Genomic DNA, 23661 nt, shown 5'->3' on the forward strand with positions numbered 1-23661 from the left:
GGGTCGAGGATCCCTCAGAAGAGTTGGGCGGAGGCGGTGAGGTAAAGTTCGGGTTTGTAGGTGTCCCGGTTGGCCGGGAGGCCGGCCTGGAACACCGGCTTGGCCAGGGTCACGTCCATGCTGAATCGGCCCTGGCGGTAGCGGATACCGCCGCCGATCGAGCCGCGCGCACCCGCGGCCTGTTCAGCGATGGCCCGGCCGGCGCCCAGGTTCGCGAAGGCGTAGAGCTGGACGGCACTGCCGAGCTCGTCGAGGAAGGCGAGGTCCCCTCGCCGGTCGCCGAGGATCCAGGCCATGGGGAGAGCCGAGGCGAATTCGCCCCGCGCCACCATCCCCCTGTCCGCCCGGAACGGCATTCGGGTGAAGCCGCGCACGGTGGTGATCGAGCCGAGGATCAACTGGTCGTCGGAGTAGAGGGGGGCATCGGTCCACTGGCCCGACAGATCGAGCTTGACCACTCCGATCTCTTGGAGCGCGCGGGCGTAGCTCAGGAGGCCGTCGAGCTTCAGGAATTGCGCCCGGGGGACGTCGAAGGGCGGATCGCGAGGATCGCGGGTGGCGGCGAGGATCCTCAGCCCCTGGCTGAGGCCGAGCGCGGCGACGAATTGCGCGTCCTCGGAGAAGCGCTGGTGCGTGACGCCGACGCGCAGGAAGGAGATCGTCTGGGGGGTGAGGGCGCCGTCGTTGATGAAGCGGTCGAGGCGACGCCAGTGCAGGCCGGCATCCACGCTCGTCTGCTGCGCCTTGTCCCGGGAGAGCATCACGCTCCCGTTGAGCGCCCCGGTGTAGAGCTGGGTGAACAGGTCGGCGTAGCGACCGATGGGTGTGAGGTACTCCGAATAGCCGCCGTCGAGCGAAAGGGTCAGCCACCGCACGGGAACGGACACGGCGGCGCGCAACTCGTTGCTGTCGAGGCCCCCGGCATAGGAGGTGGCCCAGCCATCGTTGAGGCCGATCAGGTTGTCCTTGAAGACGTCGAGCCGTGCCCGCTTGGCGGGGGAGGTGCCATTTCCGTTGAGGGTATTGCCGTTGATCTCGTAGCCCGCGACCATGCGGAACGAATCCGTTCTCGGGCTGGTCAGGACGACGTTGCTCGTGCCGGGCGCGTCTCCCGGCTCGAGCTTGGCGGTCGTCTTCTGCGAGGGAACGCGGTTGAGTTGATCGATGCCCTGTTGCAGGCGATCGATCTGAACCACGTCGCCGGGTTCGAGCGGGAGCGCGAGCCAAGCCTTGAGCCCGCCGGCGGTCTCGGGCGGGATCAACTGGAAGCGGTCGAGTCCGTTGTCGAAGGTCTCCAGCAGGGCCGAGGCCTTCTTGGCGCCGTCCCAGGGCCCCGCGGCCGTCAGGAGCTTGTCCCAGGCCTGCGCCAGACTCTCGTCGGCCTCGGTTTCCCGGTAATCGACCCGCCCGACGCGGCCGGCGACGATCGCGACCCGCAGGGTTCGGCTCGCCTTCAGGTCCTGGGACGGCACATAGGCCTGTGTGGTGACGTAGCCGTCGGCGGCATAGAGATCGTTGACGGCGCCGACGATGGCACGGGCGGATGCATTGCCGATGCAGGAGCTGGCGTGCGGCGCGACGGCATCCTGGACGGCTCGCGGTGGCAGCAGCACGATTCCCGCGATGACGACCTTGTCGACCGCGACACAGGGTTCGTCGTTATCCCCCCGCTTCTGTGTGGCACCGAAGGCTGTGGCGATCTCGATCGTCTCTCCCTCGACCCTCGGCGCGGACAGGCCCGCGGCGCCCATCGCGGTCAGCAGAAGGCCCGCCAGCAGGCTCGGGATCGTCAGGCGGGGCGTCACGGTGTCGGCTCGTCGAACCACGACCGCAGGATGCCCGCCCGCCTGTGACCCGGCCGGCTCTGGTCGGTGGTCAAGTCGCCCCGTCGGACCCCGGCCGGGTTGTCGATTCCGGTCTTGGCCTGAAGATCGCCTCCGTTGAGAACGACCGGGTTTTCCGCCCTGACCGTCAGGGCCCCGGTGGGAGCCAGGAAGAGGCCCCCCTGCGGAACGAGGCTCAGCGAGGATTGCGGCCCCGCGAACAGGGTGCGCAGCCCCACCGGATGCGCGACGACGGCGGGGGTGTAGCGAGCCGTGCCGGTGATGGACGGCGCCTCCAGCGCCATGTTGCCGTAAGCGGCGATGACGCCGCCGTCGTTGACGATCGACCGCGACGCGGTGAGCTGCATGCCGTAGGCGGAGTTCATCACACCGCCGAAGGTGGCGACCGACGCGCGTCCGCTGGTCCGGCACAGGGTCCAGCAGCGCTTCGTGTAGAGCAGGCTGCCGGTGGACTTCGCGGCGTTGAGGATGGACCCGGCGCTGATCACGACCGTGCCGTCCTGCGCGTCGATCTCGCCTGAGTTGACGACGTCGTCCGCGTCGATCGCCACCGAGCGTCCGACGATGTAGCCGAGCTGTCCCGGGATGCGCGGGGTGCCGGCATCGATGCGCCAGACGCGCGCCGTCTTGATGCCGAAAAGGCCCATCGGCTTCCGGTCGACGGCGACGAGCCGGGGTGCACCGCCATCGACGGCGGCGACGATGTCGAAAGCGTTCGACACGCTCCCGGCGGAGATGCGGACATCGGCGTTGGACAGCAGTCGGCCCGTGTCGTTGGCGAGGCGGCCGCCCGCCGTCACGGCGAGGTCGCCGTACGAGGCGAAGGCGATCGCCAGCTTGTCCGGCCCTTCGCTGAGGACCCGGACGTCGCCCTTGGCGGCGAGCGTGATCGCGCCACGGGAGGCGGGGTCGATGGCGTCACGGCGTGCACCGGTGATCACGCCCCGCAGATCGATGTCGCCGCCTGTGGCGCGCAGGGTGACGGCACTCGAGAGCGAGGCGAGGTTTCCCTGGCCGGATGGCGCGTTCAGGACCTCGATCGTGGGCGCCGTGATCGTGATGGCCTTCTCGGCCTGGATGCGTCCACCGGGGAGGCTCACCTTGCCCTCCGCGGAGATGGTGAACTCGCCGATGGAGGCGAGGCCGCCACCCGCGAACGAGACCCCGGCCCCCTTGGACGAGACCGCGATCCGAACGCGGCTCGCCGAGAGGGAACCCCGTGGCGTGACGTCCACGAGGATCTCGTCCGCCTGCCCGCCCAGCGCTCTGTGCGAGGCCCAGGGCCTCAGGGTGCTGTTCGCGGGCACCGTCCCGTCGAGGGTGACTTCGGCTCGGCCCGCCGCGAGAGCGATGTCGGCGTTCGGGCTGGCCGAGGCGTTGACGACCTTTCCGTCGATGCGAAGCCGGCCCGCGACGAGTTGCAGGGAGGTCATCGACCCGGAGAAGCCCCCGGGGCCGATGGAAATGTCCCCGGTTCCGGTTCCCAGCCTCAGTGTATCGCCGTTCGCCGCGACGGGCCCCGTCGCCACCGCGACGCCGCCGACATTGATGACGCTCCCACCGTCGATGGCGACGCCGTTGGGATTGGCCACGATGACGTGGGCACGGGAGCCGAGGACTTCGAGGGGGCCGGTCCAGATCGTCCGGCCGGCCCCGGCGACGGAATTGACGATGGTGTTGGCGCCCACGCTCCGGTTGTTCAGGCGCACGCCGGCATCCGGCACCGAGAAGGCGGCATACTGATTGAAGCTGGTGCCGCGCCCCGTCACCGGAGCGATGCCGACCGTGACTTGCCCGGACGCCGCCGTGGAAACCGTCGTCGCCGTTCGGCCCGTCGGGACGACTTGGGCCAGGCATGCCGTCGCCACCACGACGGGCAGGGCGCCGAGCCCCGCTCCGCGCATGAGCGGCCACCTGAGGATACCGGGACTCATGGTCGTGTGAGCCGGAGGGCGGCGAGCGCCGCGTCGAAGCCGGTCAACGGAACGGCGACATCGGCCGGTCGGCCCTTTCCGGTCCACAGCCGGACCTTGAGTTCTCGACCTCGGCGCATTTCCTGGGCAATCCGGCCGGACAGCGCGAACCCCGCGTGGCAACCGGTGACAGTGCAGGTCTCGAACAGGACCTTGAACGGGCGCCCCCCATCGACACTCAGCACCATGCCCGGTGCGAGATAGCCGCCCAGAGGCGTCGAAACGATCGCTGCAATCTGGTTGGAGCGGCCGGCCGGAAGGGCGGTGACCACGAAGACCGACTGGCCCGTCTTCCGGTCCACCTGCCGTTGGACGACCTTGCACGGCTGCGCTGGCTCACTCCCGGTAGGGCGCTCCGCGGCAGGAGCCGCAGGTCGGTCACAGACCGTTTCCCAGCTGCCGAAGCGCTCGATTGCCGGAGGCGCCGAAGTCGGCTGTCCAACTTCCGCGGCTGAACCCAGTCGAGTTGTCGCGAGGATAAGTAGAATAGGGCGGATCGCGGGCCGGAACCGCTGCTCCATCCTTGTCAGTGAGAGCGCAGGGCTAAACACGACTCAACATTCGCCCCAACAGCCGATTTACCGGCTCACGAAATCACGGCGCAGGCAAACGAATGCCGTCAGGCGGGGGCGTGGATGCATCCACTGGCCTCAAATGCCCCGATTCGTCTCTTTATAATCCGCAAATCGAATGAATTCGAGTCATTTTTGCCGAGATGGCCCGTAATTGCATGATCATAATTCGATCCGACAGGGCGTTCGGCAGAAGGGCGGTCGTCCTGAGATTATCAATATTTGAATTAACGGCATTCTCGAATGCAATTCACGACGAATGCGATACGAATTAGCTTCTGCTCAATTCCCCTGCTTCGCGCCCCCGACCCTCCCGCTCCGGTGGACAGCCCGCCTCCCGCACACGCTCCGTCCGCTCCCACAGTCCAGTCGAACGGGCATGGGGTCTGGGACGCCGCGTCATCGGACGCAAGCGGGTCGAGACCATGAGTGGGACGTCGTTCAAGGCTCGTTCCGGGTAGAGACTCATCGCTCGATGAGCATCAGCGCTGGGGAGGCGCGGCGCCGATCGCCCGGCGCAGCACGCGGCCCACCTGCGCGGCCGAGTAGGGTTTGTGGAGCAACTCGAAGCCGTGGCTGTCCTCAAGGGCCAGGACATGGCTGTAGCCCGAGGCCAGGATCACCGGCAGTGTCGGGATCCGGAGGCGCAACGCCCTCGCGAGCGCGATGCCGCCCATGCCCGGCATGACGACGTCGGAGAACACCGCCTGGAAGCCCGCGCCGTCCGTCCCGAGGCGTTCGAGCGCCTCCTCCGCGTTGACGACCCACTCGGGGGCGTAGCCGAGATCCTCCAGGATCTGGCTGCAGAAGCCTCCGACCTCCAGGTTGTCCTCCACGAGCAGGATGCGCTGACCGAGGCCGGCCGGCGACAGGGCGGCGTCCGGGTCGGGGACGGGGGCTTCGGCGGCGCCGGAGGAAACCTCGGGCAGGTAGAGGGTGAAGGTCGTCCCCTTGCCGCTCTCGCTCGTCACGTCCACGTCGCCGCCGGATTGCTTGGCGAACCCGAACACCTGGGACAGGCCGAGCCCCGTGCCGCGCCCGACGGCCTTGGTCGTGAAGAACGGCTCGAAGATGCGCCCGAGGACCTCATGGGCGATGCCCGTGCCGGTGTCGGCGAGCGAGACTGCCACGAACGGCCCCCGCGAGCCGGCATGGCCCCGGATCGTCGGCATGGCCTGCCCGGCCGCCACCCGCATCGTCAGCGTCCCGCTGCCGTCCATGGCGTCGCGGGCGTTGACGGCGATGTTCACCAGGGCCGTCTCGAACTGATTGAGGTCGGCGCGCACCTGGGCCGGTCTGTGCGACATCTCGATTCTGACGTGGATGCGCGCGCCGGTGATGGTGTCGAGCATCTCGGCCACGCCCCGCAGGCGTTCGCTGACCTCGAACACCTCGGGCTTGAGGGATTGACGGCGGGCGAAGGCGAGGAGCTGGCCGGTCAGCTTGGCGGCGCGGTCGACCGTGTCGGAGACGGCGTCCATGTACCGCTTGCGCCGGTCCTCCGGCAGATCCGGACGGCGGAGGAAGTCGACGGACGAGCGGATGATGGTCAGCAGGTTGTTGAAGTCGTGCGCGACGCCGCCGGTCAATTGCCCGACCGCTTCGAGCTTCTGCGATTGCCGCAGGTCCTGCTCCATCCGCTCACGCTCGGCCGCCTCGGCGAGGAGCCGGGCGTTCGCCTGCGCGAGCTCGGCGGTCCGCGCGGCCACTTGGCTCTCCAGGAAGGCGCCCGCCTCGCGCAGGAGCACGGCTTGCGCCTCCAACTCGGCGTGGAGCGCCACCACGCCCCGGTTCGTCTCGGAGAGTTCCTGGTTCAGCCGCTGGGTTTCCTCCTCGCGCTCGGCGAGCGCGGCGAGGCTGCGCAGAAGCTCCCGGTTCTGCTCGCGCAGGGCGACCAGCGGTTCTTCCGTCCTGGCCCGGGCGACATCCTCGGCGAGGATCGCGAGCCTGCGACCCGTGAAGCTTTCGGCGCCGGACGGGAGCCGCTTCCCGAACGTCACGACCGTGCCTTGGCCGGTGGCGGTGTGAACCTCGAAGCGATCCATCAGCCGCCGCGAGCCGGTGATGCCGATGCCGAGGCCCGTCGTCGAGCGGAAGCGACCTTCGAGGATGGCGTCGAGTTCGGCGATGCCCGGCCCCTTGTCGCTCACTCGGATCACCAGGAACTGCTCGCCCCTGTCCTGATCGAGGCCGTACTCGATGCGGCCGCCACTGGCGTAGCCGTAGGCGTTGCGCGCGATCTCGGACACCGCCGTGGCGATGCGGGTCTGGTCCTGGACCTCGAACCCGAGCCGCTCCGCCAGCCGGCGCACGCGCTGGCGCACCGTCACGATGTCGTCCTCGTGCTCGATGGCACTGGTGAGGAGCGGCTTCCTCATCACGCCCGCTCCCGCACGACGAGCACGGTGGCGTCGTCCCGGGACCTCGCGAAGTCGCGATAGATCACGCCGGCCACGAGCGTCGGATGGGCCACCGCGAGGCCCGGGTGGGCGTCCAGCGACCACGCCGTCGCGATCCCGTCCGAGCACGCCACGAACAGGTCGTCCGGGTGCAGGCGGTACTCGAACTCCTGGATGCGCCGCGCCGCGTGCCCCGCGGTCCCGGCGAGGCTCACGGTCCGCTTGATCACGCTGCCAGAGACGACCGCGCCCAGCACGTTGCCGATGCCCGCGAACGCGAGGATGCCCCGATCCCGCTCGTAGCGTGCGACGGAGACCGCACCGCCGCGCGTATGCGACAGGCCGACATGGATGGCGGACAGAATCGCCGCGGGCGTCTTGTCCTGATGCCGTCGAAACAGCTTCAGCGCCTCCTCGGACGCCTTGGCGGCCTCCGGTCCGTGGCCGAGGCCGTCCGACACCACGGCGGTCCAGCCATCGGCACGCTCGCGCACGGCGTAGGCGTCGCCGTTGGCGGTCTCGCCCTTCAGGGGCACCGCCACCGCCCCGAAACCCGGCATCGCGTCCGAAGCGGTTCTCCGTTCGATCGACAGGCGGGCCAGGACCGCCGTGCCCAGCCCGGGGCGAGACACGATGTCGAAGGCGTCGGAGAGGCGCCGCACCGCGCCGAGGCCCTCGCCGGCGCTGCCGCCGGTGGAGTGTCCGTCCGTCAGGGCCAAGCCGAGGTTCGAGACACCGTGACCCTTGTCGAGCGCAAGGATCTCGACGCCCGCGCCGGTCCCGTCCTCGTAGGTGCCGACCAGGACCTCGCCCGGCACGCCGTACTTGACGACGTTGGTGGCGAGCTCGGTCACCACGAGCGCCACGCGGCCGGCGGCGGTCTCGTCGAACCCGATGGACTGGGCGACGGCCACCGCGCGCCGTCGGGCCTCGGCAACCTGACTCGCTTCCGTGACGGTCACCCGGTCCATGTTCATTTCCACCGGGCGATCATGACGCGTGTGCCGACGCCGGGCGTCGACTCGATGTGGAACTCGTTCGAGAGGCGCTTGGCGCCGCCCAGGCCGAGGCCGAGGCCCTTGCCGGAGGTGTAGTGGTCCGTCATCGCCTGCTCGATGTCCCCGATGCCCGGGCCGTGGTCCTCGAAGGTCAGGCGCAGGCCCTTGCGCGTCCCGGCCTGGACGATCTCCGCGCGGACCTCACCGCCCCCACCGTAATCGAGGGTGTTGCGCGCGAGCTCGCTCGCGGCGGTGACGATCTTCGTCTGATCGACGAGCCCGAGGCCGATGCCGATGGCGAGGGCACGCACCCGCTGCCTCACGCGGACGACGTCGTCGCCGGAGCGGATGGGGACGGTCTCAGTCCTCGAGACCGTCACGGTCGCTCCGATACCCCTCGCCGTCCTCGGCCAAGCGCGCCTTCAACAGGGCCATGCCGCGCTCGACATTGAGGGCCGTCCTGATGCCGGTGAGCTCCAGGCCGAGCTCGACCAGCGTGATGGCGACCGCCGGCCGCATGCCGGCCAGGACCGTTTCGGCGTCGAGGACGCGGGAGACGGCGGCGATGCTCACCAGCATGCGCCCGATGAAGGAGTCGACGATGTCGAGCGCGGAGATCTCGATGAGCACGCCGCGCGCGCCGGTGCGCGCGATCATCGCCGTCAGGTCTTCCTCCAGGGCCAGCGCGAGGCGGTCGTGCATGTCGACCTGGATGGTGACGATCAGGACGCCGCCGAGCTTGAGGATCGGGATGCGGTCCATGTCCTCAGCGGCGCTCCTCGGCAACCGTCGCCTGCTGGCGCACCACTTTGCGGCCGGTCCGCTTCAGGGCGAGGGCGAAGGCGTCGGCCAGGGTCGCCTTGGAGACGACGTTCAGCTCGACGCCGAGATGAACCATGGTCTGCGCGATCTGCGGCCGGATGCCGGAGACGATGCAGTCGGCGCCCATCAGCCGGGCCGCCGCGACGGTCTTGAGGAGATGCTGGGCCACCAGGGTGTCGACGGTCGGCACGCCGGTGATGTCGATGATGGCGATCTCGGCCTCCTCATCGACGATGGCCTGGAGCAGGTTCTCCATCACGACGCCGGTCCGCGCGCTGTCGAGGGTGCCGATGAGCGGCAGCGCGAGGATGCCGTCCCAGAGCCGGACCACCGGCGTGGAGAGTTCGGCGATCTCCTGCCCCTGGCGCCCGATGACCTCCTCGCGGCTGGACAGGAACACCTCCATGGTGTGCAGGCCGAGCCGATCCAGCACCTTCCCTGCGGCCCATACGCCTGCCGCCAGCGCCGAGGCGTCCGCGGCCGACTTGCGCCGCAGCGCCTCGAAGATCGGCTCCTTGAGCGAGAAGACGAAGTTGGCGGTGTCGGTCGGCGTGAACCCCTGGATGGCCCGCGAGCGCGAGATGTCGGCGAGGCTCTCGCGCAGCGGGGCATAGCTTTCCGCGTCCGCATCGACGCCGCCGGACGAAAGTCCGTCCCGGAGCTGGCCGAACACGGCCTTGGCCTGGGTCCGGAGTTCGGCCTCGCGGATCCGTCCGCTCTGCAGGGCGGTGCTGTCCCGCAGCGAGACGTTCCAGGCTTCGAGGATGGCGGCCTCGTCTTCCGCAAGCGTCCTTTTCAGGACCTTGACGCCGTCCATGCTCATCAAATCTCCCCCATCACGATGGTGCAGCCCCCATCCCGATCCAGAGCCTCTCGATAGGCGGCCTCGCGACGAAGGGGAAGATCACGGCAAGTGACTCCGCGCATTCGGCGTTCCACTGTATCTCGTTGACATCGGCAACAAAGAACACGGCCTTGCCAAGGCCGTCACTTTTGCGTTGGCAAACGAGGATGTCGCAGCCCAAGATAACTTACATGAAGAATGCAGGCTGCCTTATTATCCGGTTTTCTTCCAAATTCCAGCAACGAATGCGACAAAAACGACAACATAAGTTAGGTTAGGCCCCTAGAGCCGCGGCAAACATCCAAGACAATGCGGTTGCTCTGGCGGGAGCGCGCCTGCATTGACACCGGATCCGCCCTCGATGGTGAGGCGCCAGGTTTCCAGGTCGAGGTCCGGTCGGAGGCGCGCAGTCGGCCGAGGGGCGGTTCGGCCCTGTGGGGCTGATCCCCGTGGACGATCAGGCGAGCCGTGCGCGCGGAGAGGCGCGACATCGGGGCTCCCGTTCGGGCGAGGACCGGGGGTGAACGCGCCGGCAGCGGTGAGGCTCAATCGACACCCCGGAGACAGCCGGAGCGAAGTCGCCATGCGCGCGTTTGCGCAACGTTGCCGGACGGCCGACGAAGGGGCTCTCCCGCCACACGACGGGAGCGGTCCGCGCGGGAGGCATGGGTCGGCGGGGGACCGTCCGCTTTTCCGGCGGCCCAGCGCCGACGCATACCGAGGGGGTTTCCCGAAAGCGGCCATCCTGACGCGTCCATGCCGACGGCCGAGGGTGGGTCGGCATCGTACCCAGCGCGGAGATTGGACGATCATGAGAACCGAGAAGCAAAAGATGCTTGCGGGGGACGCCTACCGGCCGGGCGACCCGGAACTGGCGAGGGACGCTCAGCGTGCGCGGGAGTGGATGGTTCGCTACAACGCGACCCTTGGGGCATCCCCTGCCGAGCGGCGCGTATTGTTGCGCGAACTCTTCGCTTCCGTCGGCGAGGGCGCGGTGGTGCGCCCGCCCTTCCATTGCGACTATGGTCAGCACATCTCCATCGGCGACGGAGCGTTCTTGAATTTCAACTGCGTGATCCTCGATGTCGCTCCCGTCGCGATCGGCGCGCTGACGCAGGTCGGACCGGGCGTGCAATTCCTCACCGCCGACCATCCGCGTGATCCCGCGCTTCGGCGCGCGGGGGTCGAAAGCGGACGGCCGATCACCGTCGGGGCAAACGTCTGGATTGGAGGCGGCGCACTGATCCTGCCGGGGATCACGGTGGGGGACGATGCCATCATCGGTGCGGGGGCAGTCGTGACCCGCGATGTGCCCGCCGGCGCCACCGTGGTGGGAAACCCGGCCCGGCCGCGCGGCACGCCGTAAGGGCGAATCGATCTCCTCCGAACGTTCTGCGTGCGAACCCGCCGTCGGACAGCTTCGATGAAGCCATCGCCGGTCTTGAACAGCGGGAGGTCGCTGCCTGCGATGGGACTCTGGAGGGCTCCACGTCCGGTGCGCGAGCGATGCATTTCACGGCGGTGACGGGGAACCGTGCGATTTTGCCCCAAGGGGCCGGTGATCCGCGAAGGCGCTTCAGGACCTAGTTCAACCCCCGTGTCCCCACGCTCTCGGACCGGAAATCCGTTGGTGCCGATCTTCCAACGCGACCCCTCCCCGACCGAACGCCGCGAGCCACTGCGGATCCCTGTCGTTCGAGGCTCTGACCATGCGCATTCTTTCCGTCGGTGCATTCGCTCTCACCGTCATGGCAACGCCCGTTCTCGCGTTGGACTCGGGGGACACGATGCAAGCCTGGGCGGGAGCATCGCCCACCGAAAAAGACAATCTCCTGCGCAAGCTGGACGCGGGGAGCGGCGGAGATGCCTCCCGAGAGCGCGTGCGTTCTTGCCTCGACGACACCTCACACGCCACGGGCCATTCGAATCTGCCAATCTCGGAGGTGGCGAAGGCGTGCTCCGAGCAATCCGCGCGGGAAAACATATAGCCGCCTCACGTCCGTGATGACTGCTCGGTGTTCTGAGCCCGAAGCCGACACGCGTGACGCAGGTCTGGTCGTTGAGCTGACGCGGAGGCCATGACCTGCCGCGTGCAGGCCGCGTGGTCGGGCAGCAGACGCATCCGTCGGCGCCGCGGGTGTGCCGCGGCGCCGGCCTCGCATCAGTAGGCGACGTAGCCGCCGGCGCCTTGGGCTGGGCGCCCGGCAGGGTTGGCGCCTGCGGACGGGGTGGCCTCCCGGCGCCCCGCCTGCCGGTTGGCCAGGGCACGGCCGGCGGCGCACCCGCCGACGGCGCCGAGGACGCCATGCCCGGCATAGTGGCCGGCGATGCCTCCGACGATGGCGCCCTTGATGCAGCCCTTCGCCTCGGCTGCCTGACCGGCGGCCAGAAGGGCACTCGCCGCCATAGCGGCCACGGCGACACGCTTCATCATGGTAATTCTCCTTCACGGCATCGGCGCCGCGACGGTGAAATATGTGTTCGCGTTGCCGGTTTAAGATGCGTCTGCGCAAATAATTAGTGTCGGCATGGTCTTGAAAGGGCGGCTGACCCGACATGCCATCATGGCATACTGCCTTGACCGGCCTCATCGAGGACATGAATGCTTCCTGAATGGCATTCATGGGAGGGGCACGATCCGAAGATCCTGGCCTTCTCCTTCCCCTGCGGTACGGGATCGGCCCCTGAGGCCGGCACGGCGGCCGTCGCGTACTGCCGGCTTGTCGTCCGGCACCGTCCTCGGCGAGGCGCAGGTGCCGGGACTGTTACCGGACGCGGGGAACGAGGTTCGGCCGAACCCGTTCCTGGTTCCCGTGGCCGGCCTGGTCGCGAAGGAGAACCGCCATGAGCAGCACCACCGACAAGATCAAGGGCCTTGCCAACGAGGCCGTCGGCAACGTGAAGCAGGGCATCGGCAACGCCACCGACAACGACAAGCTCAAGGCCGAGGGCAAGGCCCAGGAACTCAAGGGCGACGCCCAGAAGACGACCGGGGACGTCAAGGACGGCGCCAAGCATGTCGCCGACAAGGTCACCGGCAAGGCCTGATCCATCTCCGCGGGGCGGCTGGGCCGCCCCGCCACCGGCCGTGCCGGGCTCCATGCGTCGCACGGGGACGCGGGGCTGTTCGGCCCCCCTGCCGGACCATCGACGGGCGAGCCTGCCGGACACCATCGTGGAAGGGTTGGTCGCCCCTGGCCGTGAGGACGGTCGGACGTGAAGGGCCGCCCTCGCGTGAGAGCCGTTATCCTCTGGGGATAGGTTCGCCGAGGCAGATGGCTCGCCCCCCATCGACGCTTCGACGGCGGCAATCGGCTCAGTCTCGGACTGCCCCGGGACGTCAGCCCGCGAGGGGGCGCTGTCCCGCCTGCAACGGATTCGGCCTAGCCGGTCCCGGCTGTTGCGGCGATAGGGCCGGAAACGCCGCCGACCGTGCCCGGGATCCGCCTGTCGCGCGGGGTGTTCCGCGGATCCGGTCGGCTCGGCCGCGGATCCGGTCATGCTTGTGGTTCGGACGGCTGATCTGTCGAATCGGCACCCCTCAGCGGGCTAGCCTTCTCGACGCCAAAACGCAGTCCAGCCTGGGGCCGTCACGCCGAACGGCGTGACGGCGGGTCGTCTGGATCAGTATCCGTAGCCGTAGGCCGGATAGCCATAAGCAGGCGCGTAGCCGTAAGCGGGCGCGTAGCCGTATCCGCCGTAGTACCCGACCGGACGTCCGTACCCATAACCACCGTAGCCGCCGTAGCCGCCGTAGCTGTTCGCGACGATGGCGCCGGCTGCGAGACCGGCGATGCCGAGGCCGATGGCAGCCCCTGGGCCGATGCCGCGGCGATAGCCGTAACCGCGACCGTAGCCGCCGCCGTAGCCACGGTATCCGCCTCTGAAGCCGACGCCGCGGTAACCGCCGCCGTAGCCATAGCCACCATGGCCGTAGCCACCACCCCAGCCGTGAGCCTCGGCGGGTGCCGATGCCAGCAGGCCAAGTCCGAGCAACGCCGTTGAGGCAAGTGCGAGCTTGCGCATTCGAGAACTCCTGTCGTGCGGGACGTGGGCCGAAAACACCCTCGCCCGCTCGACCGTTCCGGATTCGGCCATGGTACAACACGTCACAGGTCGGTGGCCGGGACCGCCATTGTGAGCGTCGTCGCCTATCGCGGGCACGAACCCGTTCGATGACGCGGTCTGCCCAGCCCAGCTGAGGTCTGCCCCGTTGCCAGGCCTTACGACGGGCGGGCTCCGGCAGCTCGTGGCCGAAAGCCGTCGGTTCGCATCAAGGCCGCGCGAACGGCCAAGCGGACATGAAGCCTTCCTGTGACCTGGCCGCAGGCGGCGTGCCACCCCGTCGATCACCACCGGATACAGGGCGAGAGCTCGCCGTTTCAGTGCAGTCCGAGCTGCGACTTGCTGATGAGCCGCCCGTTGCGAAACGTCAGGACGAGATTCGCGCCGGTGCGACCCGTGCCGCGCCAGGAATACGTCGCTCGCCGAACCGTGCCGATGGTCATGTGGGTCACCCGGCGGCCCGGGCAACCGAGACGTTCGACAGCGTGATGATAGCTCATCCCGTGCTTCAACGCGGCGTAGTCCTGTCGGGTGACGCGGCACTCCGCGTGGTGTGCGGCGAGTGACGGTCCGCCGAAGGCGAGGAGGGCGGCGGCGGCGACGGCAAGGCGAAGCTTCGACATGGAGGATCGGTCCGGTGACGACAGGATCTAGACGCGTCGCAGGGGGGGCGACGGATCGCTCTGTGAAGCGCGCTCAGCCGGGCCCGCCCGATGCCGGTGCGTCCGCCCCCGTCTTGCCATCGACCTTCACGTCCCCCGCCGGCTGGGTGGTGACCTTCAGATTCTCCCGCATCTCCTGAAGGTGGTCCACGACCACTTGGTCCCCGGCCGAGAGCCCATCGAGGATCGCGGTATTGTCGCCGTAGGTGTCTCCCGTCGTGACGGGCTTCTGGCGAACCTTGCCGGTCGCATCGACCGCGTAGACGATCTGCTGGGCGAGCTGCGAGTCGAGGGCGGCGGTCGGCACCAGGAGCTTCTCCTGCGTGCCCGTCCGGATGCTGGCGCGGACGAACTGGCCGGGCAGGAAGCGCTCGTCGTCGTTCGGCATCAGGGCCCGGACGAGGCGCCGGGCCGTGCGGGGATCGAACCGGTTGTCGAGCTGGTAGATCTTGGCCTCGCGCACCGGCGTCCCGTCCTCGCCGAGCACCGACACGGTGACGCCCCCGGTCTTCATCGCCGTCCGGACCGCTTCGGAATCCTCGGAGGACAACGCCATCTGGATGTCGATGGGATCGAGCTGGACGACGGAGACCAAATGGGTCTGGTTCTCGATGACGAGATCGCCGGGGTTGATGGTCGACAGGCTGGCGCGCCCGTCGAAGGGGGCGTTCACCACCGCGTAGTCGAGATTGAGGTTCTGCCGGGCGATGGCGGCCTCCGCCCCCTGAACCTGCGCCACGGCCGAGGTTCGGTTGGCCTGGAGCTGCTGAAACCGCTGTTCGGTGGCGTAGCCCTTGTCGGCGAGCGACTCGGTGCGGTCCACCTCTGCCTGCGCGAAGGTCAGTTGCGCCTCGGCCTGGGCCTGCTGCGATTTGGCGGTCTGCAGCGCCACCTCGAAGGGCCGCGGATCGATGCGGAAGAGCACCTGCCCCTTCTTGACGTGCCCCCCCGGCTCGAACGGGCGCTCCGTGACGTTGCCGGTCACGCGCGCCTGCAGGGTGGCATCCTGCTGCGAGATGATTGTCCCGGTATACGTGAAGGCGATCGGGACCTTGACCGTGCGGACGGTGACGACCCGGACCTGCAGCGGCGGCTCATCCAGGTCCTTTGCCGGCTTTTCGCCCAGGAACGGCAGCGCGGCGGCGATGTGTTCCAGCGAAGGGCGGCCGGCCGCGTACCAGCCCCCCGCGCCCGCGAGCACGATCAGCCCCGCCCCCACACCCACCTTGACTGCTGTCCGCACCGCTGACGCTCCCGAGACCGACGGTGCCGGCCCATGCGATCGCGACGGTCCGGCGGCAGAGGAACACGCCTGCGGGCCAGACGTTGCAACGCCGCCGCCACGAGGCCGGCCCACGACCGGAAGCCCCACTTTCGCATGTTCGCCCGCTTCGTCGATCGGCCGGTGCTGGCCGGCGTCATCTCCGTGCTGATCACGCTCATCGGCGCCGTGGCCGGCCTGACCTTGCCGATCGCCCAGTTCCCCGAGATCGCCCCGCCGATCATCAACATCCAGGCGACCTATCCGGGGGCCAGCGCGCAGCAGGCCTACGAGGCCATCGCGATCCCGCTGGAGCAGGAGATCAACGGCGCGTAGAACCTGCTCTACATCAACTCCACCAGCAACACCGACGGCAGCGTCAGCATGGACGCGACCTTCGAGGTGGGCTCGGACCTCGACGCGGCGGCCGCGGAGGTGCTGACTCGTGCCAACCGGGCAGAGGCCAAGCTTCCCCCCTCGGTCAACGCGCAGGGTCTGGAGATCACGAAGAGTTCGCGCCAACGGCTCGGCAACATCGTCCTCTACGCGGACGACGGAACGCCCTACGACGAGCTCTTCCTGGCCAACTGGGCCGAGACGCAGGTGATCAAGCCCCTGCGCCGGGTGCAGGGCATGGGGCGCATCGTCAACTTCTCCAACAAGCGCTACGCCATGCGGATCTGGCTGGATCCGCGGAAGATGGAGGCGCTGGCCATCAGCCCCGGCGCGGTCACGACCGCCATCACCCAGCAGAATGCCCAGATCACGACCGGCACGCTCGGCAAGCCGCCGGTCGATCAGGCGACCGCCTTCGAGCTGCAGCTCGTCACCCAGGGGCGCCTTCGCCGGCCGGAGGAGTTCGGCAACATTCTCCTGCGCGCGAACCCGGACGGCTCCGTGGTCCGCATCCGCGACGTCGCAAGGGTCGAGCTCGGCTCCGAGCAGTACGGCGTCCGCTCCAGCTTCGACGGGGCGCCCTCCGCCACGCTCGGCCTCTACCAGAACCCGGATGCCAACGCGGTCCAGGTGATGGACGGCGCCCGGGCCACGATGGCGGACCTCGCCAAGCGCTTCCCACCGGGCCTGAAATACAAGATCGCCCTCGACCGCACCGAGTTCGTGAAGGAGGCGATCTTCGAGGTCGTGCGCACGCTGTTCGAGGCGCTCATCCTCGTGGTGATCGTCACCTACCTCTTCCTCCAGAATTGGCGGGCGACCCTCATCCCCGCCATCGCGGTGCCGGTGGCCCTGGTGGGCACCTTCGGGCCGATGGCCCTGCTCGGCTTCTCGTTCAACACCTTGAGCCTGCTCGGCATGGTGCTGGCCGTGGGCCTCGTGGTCGATGACGCGATCATCGTGGTCGAGAACACGGAACGCCTGATGGACGAAGGGATGGAGCCGCGCGAAGCCTCGCGCGAGGCCGTGACCGAGGTCGCCGGCCCCGTCATCGCCACCACCCTCGTCCTGGCGGCACTGTTCGTCCCGGTGGCCTTCATCCCCGGCCTCACCGGCAAGCTGTACAACCAGTTCGCCCTCACCATCGCCATCTCGGTGATGATCTCGGCGGTGGTGTCGCTGACGTTGACCCCGGCCCTGTGCGCGCTGATCCTCAAGCATCGCGAGCCGGACGTGAAGGACGAGAGCCGCTGGCGCGCGCCCCTGCGCTGGTTCAACGCCGGGCTGGAGGGGGCGAGCCGCCGCCTCGTGGCCGCGATCGGCTGGCTCACCGGCCACATCGCCCTCGTGGCGATCGTCTTCGTGCTCTTCGCCGCCGTCACCGTGTGGATGACCGTGCAACGCCCCTCCGGTTTCGTGCCGGACGAGGACCAGGGCTACTTCTTCGCCGACGTGGTTCTGCCCAAAGGCGCCTCGGTGGCGCGCACCGACAGGATGGTCGACCGGGTCGGCGCGGCCCTGCGCGAGATTCCGAGCGTGGAGCACACGATCGGGGTGACCGGCCGCAGCATCCTCGCCGACGCGATCGCGCCGTTCTACGGCTTCCAGATCCCGACGCTGAAGCCCTGGGGTGAGCGCGACCAGAGCGTGAACGACGTCATCGCCACGGTGCAGACGCGCTTCAAGCACGACCCCGATGGCCAGATCCGGGTGGTGAACCCCTCGCCGCTACCCGGGCTCGGGTCGCGCAGCGGCCTCACCCTGGAACTCCAGGACCGGAGCGGGGCCGGCGGCCTCAAGCTCGCCGAAGCTGCCCAGCGCTTCATCACCGAGATGGAGACGCTGCCGTCCGTCGGCCGCGCGATCCCGACGACCAGCTACGGTGTCCCACAGATGCGGCTCGAGATCGACCGGGCCAAGGCCGAACAGCTCGGCGTGCCGCTCCAGAACCTGTTCGACGCCCTCGGGACCTATGTCGGCTCGAGTTTCGTCAACCTCTTCAACCGCTTCGGCTACGTCTACCGGGTCTATGTCCAGAGCGAGGCCTCGGGCCGCCGGACCATCGAGGATGTCGAGGCCCTGACCGTGTTGAACAACCGCGGCGAGCCCGTCCGAGTCGGCTCACTGATCCAGACGCACTTCGTCACCGGCCCGACGGCGGTCCTCTCCTACAACACCTACCCGACCATCGAGATCGCGGTGGACACGGCGGCCAACGCCAGTTCGGGCACCGCCATCGCGGCGATCGAGGCCCTGGCCGATGCCAAGCTGCCCTCCACCTACGCGGTCGAATGGACCGACGTCGCCTACCAGGAGAAGATCGCGGGGGGCTACGCGCCGCTGATCTTCGGCCTCGGCACGCTGATGATCTTCCTGCTCCTGGCGGGGCAGTACGAATCGCTGCGCCTGCCGTTCGTGATCCTGCTCGGAACGCCGATCGCCATCTTCGGCGCGGTGGGCTTCCTGGCCATCCGGGGGCTCGCCCTCGACATCTTCGGGCAGGTCGGGCTGCTGCTCCTCGTCGGGTTGGCGGCCAAGAACTCGATCCTGCTCGTGGCGTTCGCCGAGGATCTGCGCAAGCAGGGTGAGGACGTGCTGAAGGCCGCGCAGGACGCAGCCCGGCTCCGCATGCGCCCGATCCTCATGACGTCGTTCGCGTTCATCATGGGCTCGGTCCCGCTCGCCATCGCCAGCGGCGCCGGCGCCAACGCCCGGGTCTCGATGGGCACGGTGGTGATCGGCGGCCTGCTGGTGGCGACCTTCATCACCCTGTTCGTGACACCGACCTTCTACGTCGCGTTCGAGCGGCTGCTGGGTAAGTCCGGCGTCTCCGAGGCGCACGACACCACAGCCCCTCAGCAGGAGCGTCTTTCATAAACCCCGGATCGGGTGTTCCCATCGTTCCGTGCGGGCCCCCTCCCCCTCGTGGGGAGGGGCAGGGGTGGGGATGGGAGCGCGTCGAGCCTCACGGTCCATGTTTTTCAGAATACGCGCGCGCCGAGATAAACCGACCGGCGGAGGCGGAGGTGATCAGCCGCCGCGGGCATCCGGTAGGATCGAGTGAGATGGAAGCGTGATGAGCGGAGGCCTGACCCTGTCCGTTATCGCCCGATGAGGATCGCAGGCCATACCCTGGACGGCGTTTTGGCCGTCGTCAGGCGGTCAATGAGGGAGTTCATCGGCCTCCCCCTCATCGTCGTGGCCGCCTTTCTCGGCCTTTTCGCGCTGACCTACCTCCTCGACGATGCCCTCTGGGATCGGCCAGGGCCCGCGCCGCTCCCATGGCTCGCCCACATGCTCGGCGACACCACGGCGATCGCAAGCCTTTTGAGCACGGTCGCATCCGGCATGATCACGGTGACATCGATCACCTTCTCGCTCCTGCTCATTGCCGTACAGCAGACGGCCTCGACCCTGTCGACCCACGTCTACGATCAATTCATTCAGCGCAGCTCGAACAAGTTCAGTTTCGGCTTCTTCGTCGGCCTCAGCGTGTTCGTGCTCCTGACGCTGGGCAGCGCCAGTCCGGAACACAAACCGATCATCGGCGCGCTCCTGTCGCTCATCATGACCGGGGCCGCGCTGTGTATGGTTGTGATCTTGATCTACAGCACGATCGATCAGATGCGGCCGCACTCGGTCATCACCGCAATCCATGATCATACGGTCAAGGCTCGCGCGGCCGATCGCGCCATGATCGAGGGCACGCGCCGGGTGCCCCGCGCGAACCTGTCATGGTCCAACACCGTCCGCACCGACGCGTATGGCGTGGTCTGCGGTGTCGATGTGTCTGCCATCGAGCGGGCGACCGCGGGTCACGACATCGACGTCGAGATCATCGCACGGGTCGGGACCAACGTAGGCTTCCGGGATCCACTCTACCGTCTGCACGCGGCCGGCCCATTGCCGTCCGACGGGCAGACCGGTCTCGCAGACGCGATCAGCGCCTGCATCACGATCGAGCCTCGGCGGACCATCAACAGCGACGCCGGCTTCGGCATCGAGCAACTCTACTCGATCGCCTGGACCACCGCCTCGACCTCGAAGCAGAACCCGCAGCCTGCGATCCTCGTTTGCCACTGCTTGCGCGACATCATTGCCCGCTGGAGCCGCGCCGACCCGATCCCGGAACGCCCGTCGGCGCGGGTCGTCTACGCGGATAGGGCGGTGGACGATGCCATCCTCGCGATCGCTGCCATCGGTGTCGTCGCATCGGAGAGCATGCAGAACACCCTCGCTGCCGAGGTCTGGCGGACCCTGGCGACCCTGATCGACGACGTCCCGGCCGAGCGGCTGCCAGCCCTTACGGATACCGTCCGGCGGCTGCTGCCCTCCCTCGGGGACCACGTGCTGACCCGCGATCTGGAGCAGGAATTGCGCGGATGTCGATGTGCCCTGGAAAGCAGGGGTGAAGCGCGCGCTGCCGATGAAATCGAAGCGGCGACCGGCCAGCTGGCAGAGAGTATCGGGGTGCTGAACTCCCGCGGGACGCGCGTGCCTCCTCCGGCCTAAGGTGTGGTGAGGATTCGACTATTCCAGCCATCCGACGATGGCGGCAAGGGTGACAAATCCGAGGAAGGTGAGGAGCAGTTTGTCGTAGCGGGTCGCAACGCGACGGAACTGTTTGAGCTTGGCAAAGCACCGCTCGACCAGATTGCGCTCTGTGGAGAGATGTCGATCCTAGGCATGGGGGCGGCGCCGGTTGGGACGCGGCGGGATCACGGGCCGTGCCGGCAGATCGCGGATCGTGTCGTGAAAGTGCGCGGCGTCGTAGGCGCGGTCGGCGATGACGACGTCGCCGCCCAGGCCTTCGATCAGGGCGGCGGCCCGGACCACCTCGCCTTGCTGGCCGGGTCCGGCCAGCACCCGAACGGGATTGCCCAGCGCATCGCAGGCCAGATGGATCGTGGTGCTCGATCCGCCCCGGGAGCAACCCAGGCCCTGGGCATCAGGCCCGCTTTTCCCAGGCTGCGCCCGCCGCCTGCTGATGGGCGCGCACGATGGTGGCGTCCACGCAGATCCATTCCAGGTCGGCCTCCTCGGCCATGAGCGGCCGGATCTCGGCCAGCACGCCGCGGGCCATCCAGTCGTCGTAGCGGCGCTTGACCGTGCTGGCCTTGCCGAAGCGTTCGGGTAGGTCCTTCCAGCGTCCGCCCGAGCGGGTCATCGAGATCAAGCGTCGAGAAACAGACGGTTGTTCGTGCGCGAACCACGCCTGCCCGTGCAGCCGCTCGGAATCAGCGGGGCAAGGCGAACCCATTGCGCGTCGGTCAGGGCATCCGCCACGCCGGCGAAGATCGCGCTCTTTACCGGAGCATCGGTGCGCGTGACATCGGCTCCCCAAAGTCACAAAACTTTCGCAAGCGATCACCTGGGATTTAATGGCAGGCGATCTGCACCGTAAATTCGCGGGCCTTTTCGGCGATGGCCGCACCATCCAGGGGATCGACCATCCGGACGTCGATGGGTGCCTCGATCCCGTTCGCTTCCAGAAAGTTGAGAGCGATCGTCGACTTGATGGCGAAGTTCACGTTTTGCGGCACATCCCCTGACGCGAAGGCGACCTGCTTGGATTGCACGATGCCGATCACATTCCCGAACTGATCGAGGGCAGGACCTCCACTGTTGCCCTGCTGGACCGGCGCCGAGATCTGGATCTTGCGGGTGTCGTCGCCCGAGCCGGCCGTCGCCGTGACACTGCCGATCGTGAAGTTTCCGGTCGAGGCCAAGACGCTGCTCTGCGGATAACCGTAGATGAAGACGCTCTCGCCGAGCCGGGCACGGATCGAGAGCGGCGGCACCACCTTTTGCGGAACATCCGTCGTGAGCACGGCGAGATCGTTGGCGGCATCACGGGCCACGAGCCGCGCATGCATCGCCGAATGGCCGGGCTGCCGCACGGAGATTTCCGTGCATTCATCCACCACATGGTTGTTCGTGAGCAGATGACCGCGCTCGGAGACGTAGAATCCGGTCCCCATGCTGGTCACGCCGGGATCGAGCTTCCGTGCCTTGTCCAGGTTCGGCTCCGATTTAGCGGCAGCCGTCGTCACATCCTTCTGACAGCCGATGACGGCTTCAAACGCCTCGGTGGATCCCACCAGGGACAGTTCGGCAATCTGCCTGCCTTGAAAGATGACCTTGATGGTGCCCGCTTCGGAAAGATCCGCCACGAAGCGCTCTTTCAACCCCGACTGGTACAGCCCATGCGCGTCGCCGCGCTCGAAACCCGTAAAGGTCCCGTGCCACTTCTGGCGGCCGGCGATCATGCGGAGATCGTATTGACCGCCGGCCTCGAGGGATTGCCACTTGGCGTTCGTGAAGGCGAGGTAAGACGAGCTGCGATTGCCGTTGAAGCCGAACCACAGCGTCGTCCCATCCCCGTAGCTTGCCGCCGCGAGACAGCCGCCAAGGCTTTCGCTGTAACCGATCGACCACCCCGCGACTTTGCCGAACGTCCTGTCCACCGTCAGCTGAGGCGGCGCGGGGGATGCCAGGACAGGCTGGCCTATCAGGCTGATGCAGCCCGACACGACGAGGGACATCTTCGTTCGGGACATGCGAGGCGCTCAGCTTGCGTCGAATGGAAGAACAGTCAGCGCGTCCGGTTGACCGTTGTCGTGGTGTTGCCGCGCGTGTTCGCGAAGGGATCGGCCGAGGCGTTGACGATTTGAGCCCCCGTTGGGCCAGCCGCCGGTTGCATGGGCCGCCGCTCCGCTCTCACCACAGCCCGTCTCGGCACCCGGCGGGCTTCCCGGCGCGGCCTCGCGTAGACGACGACTGGGCGATGACGAGCCGCCTGCGCCGCCATAGAGCCGGCGATCATGCCGCCCAAAACCCCTCCAGCGAGTCCGCCGAGCATCGCACCGGCGCTTTGTGCATGGGACGGTGAGGGCATCAGAGTGACAAGTGCCATTGCCCCCACGGCGCAGGCGGACGTTATGAACCGGCCGAACATCACTGAACCCCTCCTGGCCGGAAGCAAGCGGCCCCGACGCCGAACTAATGCTAAGCTCCGGCAACTAAGCAGGGAATGGGCAAGAATGCCGATTATTACACTTTTCGAATTATATGAGCGATTGCCGCTTGATATGGTTGATAACAGCACCGGCATCATCCAGGCGAGTCCCGCCTGTAAAGCTTCGCAATTTTTTACCGTAATATCTATTTATTTGATTCGGCGATTATCAGTCCATGACAGGCAATAGGCGATTTATCGATAAACGAATGCGTCAATTGCTGAAGAACAATCGTTGTCGTGATCGCATCGCCTCGATCGAGGTCCGACCGCTTTTCGAGTGAATTTTAACCCAAGGCGGACGAGCCGCTTTCGGCCAGATCCAACCGGCGTCGATGGTCCGTCGAGCGTCTCAGATGGGTCGCTTTCAGCCGGGCTGCTTTCGGGCAGTGATCGATGGAAGCGGACATCGACTACGCGCCCGCTCGCGACGCGTAGCAGCCGTTGCCGACCTATACTCCGCCACCAAGTGTGAAGAAATAAACGAGGCTGCCTCCGATACCCGCCCCTGACAGCAGGCTCAACAGCGCAGACTGTTTCCCCCTAATATTCACGATGATGCAAGCCGTAAGAATTATAGCCGCGCAAATCGCCGGGAAAATGATTAGATAATTTATTTGATCTATGCTCGGGTAGCCCGAAATTTGCCGCGATGAGAGATTGGAAACCAGGGCGTAGCCAATACAACAAAGCCCAGACCAAATTAGGAGCGCGCAACCTGCAAGAATATTTGCTATCAACACGTTGGTCGCCCCGGCCATTTTGTAGGGTTGAAGGCCCTGGTCCAATTACATGCCCGCTTCCCAC

17 protein-coding genes and 2 pseudogenes are annotated in these 23661 nt (G+C 67.5%); 4 read left to right on the forward strand and 15 right to left on the reverse strand.

Annotation, left to right across the window (positions count from 1 at the left end; genetic code table 11):
• Positions 1-14 precede the first annotated feature (14 nt).
• The 8 genes from MKK53_RS13915 to MKK53_RS13950 form a co-directional block, all read right to left on the reverse strand.
• The gene (locus MKK53_RS13915) at positions 15-1805 is read right to left on the reverse strand and encodes a ShlB/FhaC/HecB family hemolysin secretion/activation protein (RefSeq protein WP_243929298.1); all 1791 of its coding nucleotides are present in this window, start codon (positions 1803-1805) and stop codon (positions 15-17) included.
• The gene (locus tag MKK53_RS13920) at positions 1802-3748 is read right to left on the reverse strand and encodes a filamentous hemagglutinin N-terminal domain-containing protein (protein ID WP_243929299.1); all 1947 of its coding nucleotides are present in this window, start codon (positions 3746-3748) and stop codon (positions 1802-1804) included. Before MKK53_RS13920 ends, MKK53_RS13915 begins: the two co-directional genes overlap by 4 nt.
• A gap of 26 nt (positions 3749-3774) precedes the next feature.
• Positions 3775-4338 (reverse strand): invasion associated locus B family protein, encoded by a 564-nt coding sequence (locus MKK53_RS13925; RefSeq protein ID WP_243929300.1) that lies wholly within the window; start codon positions 4336-4338, stop codon positions 3775-3777.
• Positions 4339-4871: 533 nt separating this feature from the next.
• Positions 4872-6767, reverse strand: coding sequence for an ATP-binding protein (locus MKK53_RS13930; protein WP_243929301.1), 1896 nt, complete (start codon positions 6765-6767; stop codon positions 4872-4874).
• Positions 6767-7759: an ATP-binding protein gene (locus MKK53_RS13935; protein ID WP_243929302.1), complete on the reverse strand. Its 993-nt coding sequence runs from the start codon at positions 7757-7759 to the stop codon at positions 6767-6769. The genes MKK53_RS13930 and MKK53_RS13935 overlap by 1 nt, the downstream gene beginning before the upstream one ends.
• 2 nt (positions 7760-7761) lie before the next feature.
• Positions 7762-8166, reverse strand: coding sequence for an anti-sigma regulatory factor (locus MKK53_RS13940; protein WP_243929303.1), 405 nt, complete (start codon positions 8164-8166; stop codon positions 7762-7764).
• Positions 8147-8548, reverse strand: coding sequence for an STAS domain-containing protein (locus tag MKK53_RS13945; protein ID WP_243929304.1), 402 nt, complete (start codon positions 8546-8548; stop codon positions 8147-8149). Before MKK53_RS13945 ends, MKK53_RS13940 begins: the two co-directional genes overlap by 20 nt.
• Positions 8549-8552: 4 nt before the next feature.
• On the reverse strand, positions 8553-9431 hold the full coding sequence (locus tag MKK53_RS13950) for an STAS domain-containing protein (protein WP_243929305.1): 879 nt from the start codon (positions 9429-9431) through the stop codon (positions 8553-8555).
• 832 nt (positions 9432-10263) lie between these two features.
• Here MKK53_RS13950 and MKK53_RS13955 point away from each other — a divergent pair.
• Positions 10264-10818 (forward strand): sugar O-acetyltransferase, encoded by a 555-nt coding sequence (locus MKK53_RS13955; protein WP_279599026.1) that lies wholly within the window; start codon positions 10264-10266, stop codon positions 10816-10818.
• Between the two features lie 795 nt (positions 10819-11613).
• On the opposite strand, the gene MKK53_RS13960 is transcribed toward MKK53_RS13955, so the two are convergent.
• Positions 11614-11886, reverse strand: coding sequence for a hypothetical protein (locus MKK53_RS13960; protein WP_409564327.1), 273 nt, complete (start codon positions 11884-11886; stop codon positions 11614-11616).
• Between the two features lie 410 nt (positions 11887-12296).
• On the opposite strand from MKK53_RS13960, the gene MKK53_RS13965 reads away from it, so the two are divergent.
• A complete protein-coding gene (locus MKK53_RS13965; RefSeq protein ID WP_056171512.1) occupies positions 12297-12500 on the forward strand; it encodes a CsbD family protein in 204 nt (67 codons plus the stop codon).
• 576 nt (positions 12501-13076) lie between these two features.
• Here MKK53_RS13965 and MKK53_RS13970 read toward each other — a convergent pair.
• The 3 genes from MKK53_RS13970 to MKK53_RS13980 all read right to left on the reverse strand — a co-directional run bounded on the left by MKK53_RS13970 (position 13077) and on the right by MKK53_RS13980 (position 15422).
• On the reverse strand, positions 13077-13478 hold the full coding sequence (locus MKK53_RS13970; protein WP_243929306.1) for a hypothetical protein: 402 nt from the start codon (positions 13476-13478) through the stop codon (positions 13077-13079).
• A 356-nt stretch (positions 13479-13834) separates the two neighbouring features.
• Positions 13835-14140 carry a DUF3862 domain-containing protein gene (locus MKK53_RS13975; RefSeq protein ID WP_243929307.1) on the reverse strand — a complete coding sequence of 102 codons (306 nt, stop codon included), beginning with the start codon at positions 14138-14140 and terminating at the stop codon, positions 13835-13837.
• Positions 14141-14213: 73 nt separating this feature from the next.
• Positions 14214-15422: an efflux RND transporter periplasmic adaptor subunit gene (locus MKK53_RS13980; RefSeq protein WP_243929308.1), complete on the reverse strand. Its 1209-nt coding sequence runs from the start codon at positions 15420-15422 to the stop codon at positions 14214-14216.
• A gap of 135 nt (positions 15423-15557) precedes the next feature.
• Between MKK53_RS13980 and MKK53_RS13985 the strand changes: the two are divergent.
• Both MKK53_RS13985 and MKK53_RS13990 read left to right on the forward strand, forming a co-directional pair.
• Positions 15558-18713: pseudogene (locus MKK53_RS13985) on the forward strand (efflux RND transporter permease subunit).
• A gap of 288 nt (positions 18714-19001) precedes the next feature.
• On the forward strand, positions 19002-20348 hold the full coding sequence (locus tag MKK53_RS13990) for a DUF2254 family protein (protein ID WP_243929309.1): 1347 nt from the start codon (positions 19002-19004) through the stop codon (positions 20346-20348).
• A gap of 18 nt (positions 20349-20366) precedes the next feature.
• Here the strand turns inward: MKK53_RS13990 and MKK53_RS13995 are convergent.
• The 3 genes and pseudogenes from MKK53_RS13995 to MKK53_RS14005 all read right to left on the reverse strand — a co-directional run.
• Positions 20367-21134 (reverse strand): annotated as a pseudogene (locus tag MKK53_RS13995) (IS5 family transposase).
• 80 nt (positions 21135-21214) lie between these two features.
• A complete protein-coding gene (locus MKK53_RS14000; RefSeq protein ID WP_243929310.1) occupies positions 21215-22381 on the reverse strand; it encodes a serine protease in 1167 nt (388 codons plus the stop codon).
• A 1016-nt stretch (positions 22382-23397) separates the two neighbouring features.
• Positions 23398-23661 (reverse strand): hypothetical protein (locus tag MKK53_RS14005; protein ID WP_243929311.1); only part of this gene is annotated, 264 nt, incomplete at its 5' end.

The sequence above is a fragment of the Methylobacterium sp. J-076 genome, from assembly GCF_022829405.1.
In the GTDB taxonomy this organism is placed as follows: Bacteria; Pseudomonadota; Alphaproteobacteria; order Rhizobiales; family Beijerinckiaceae; genus Methylobacterium.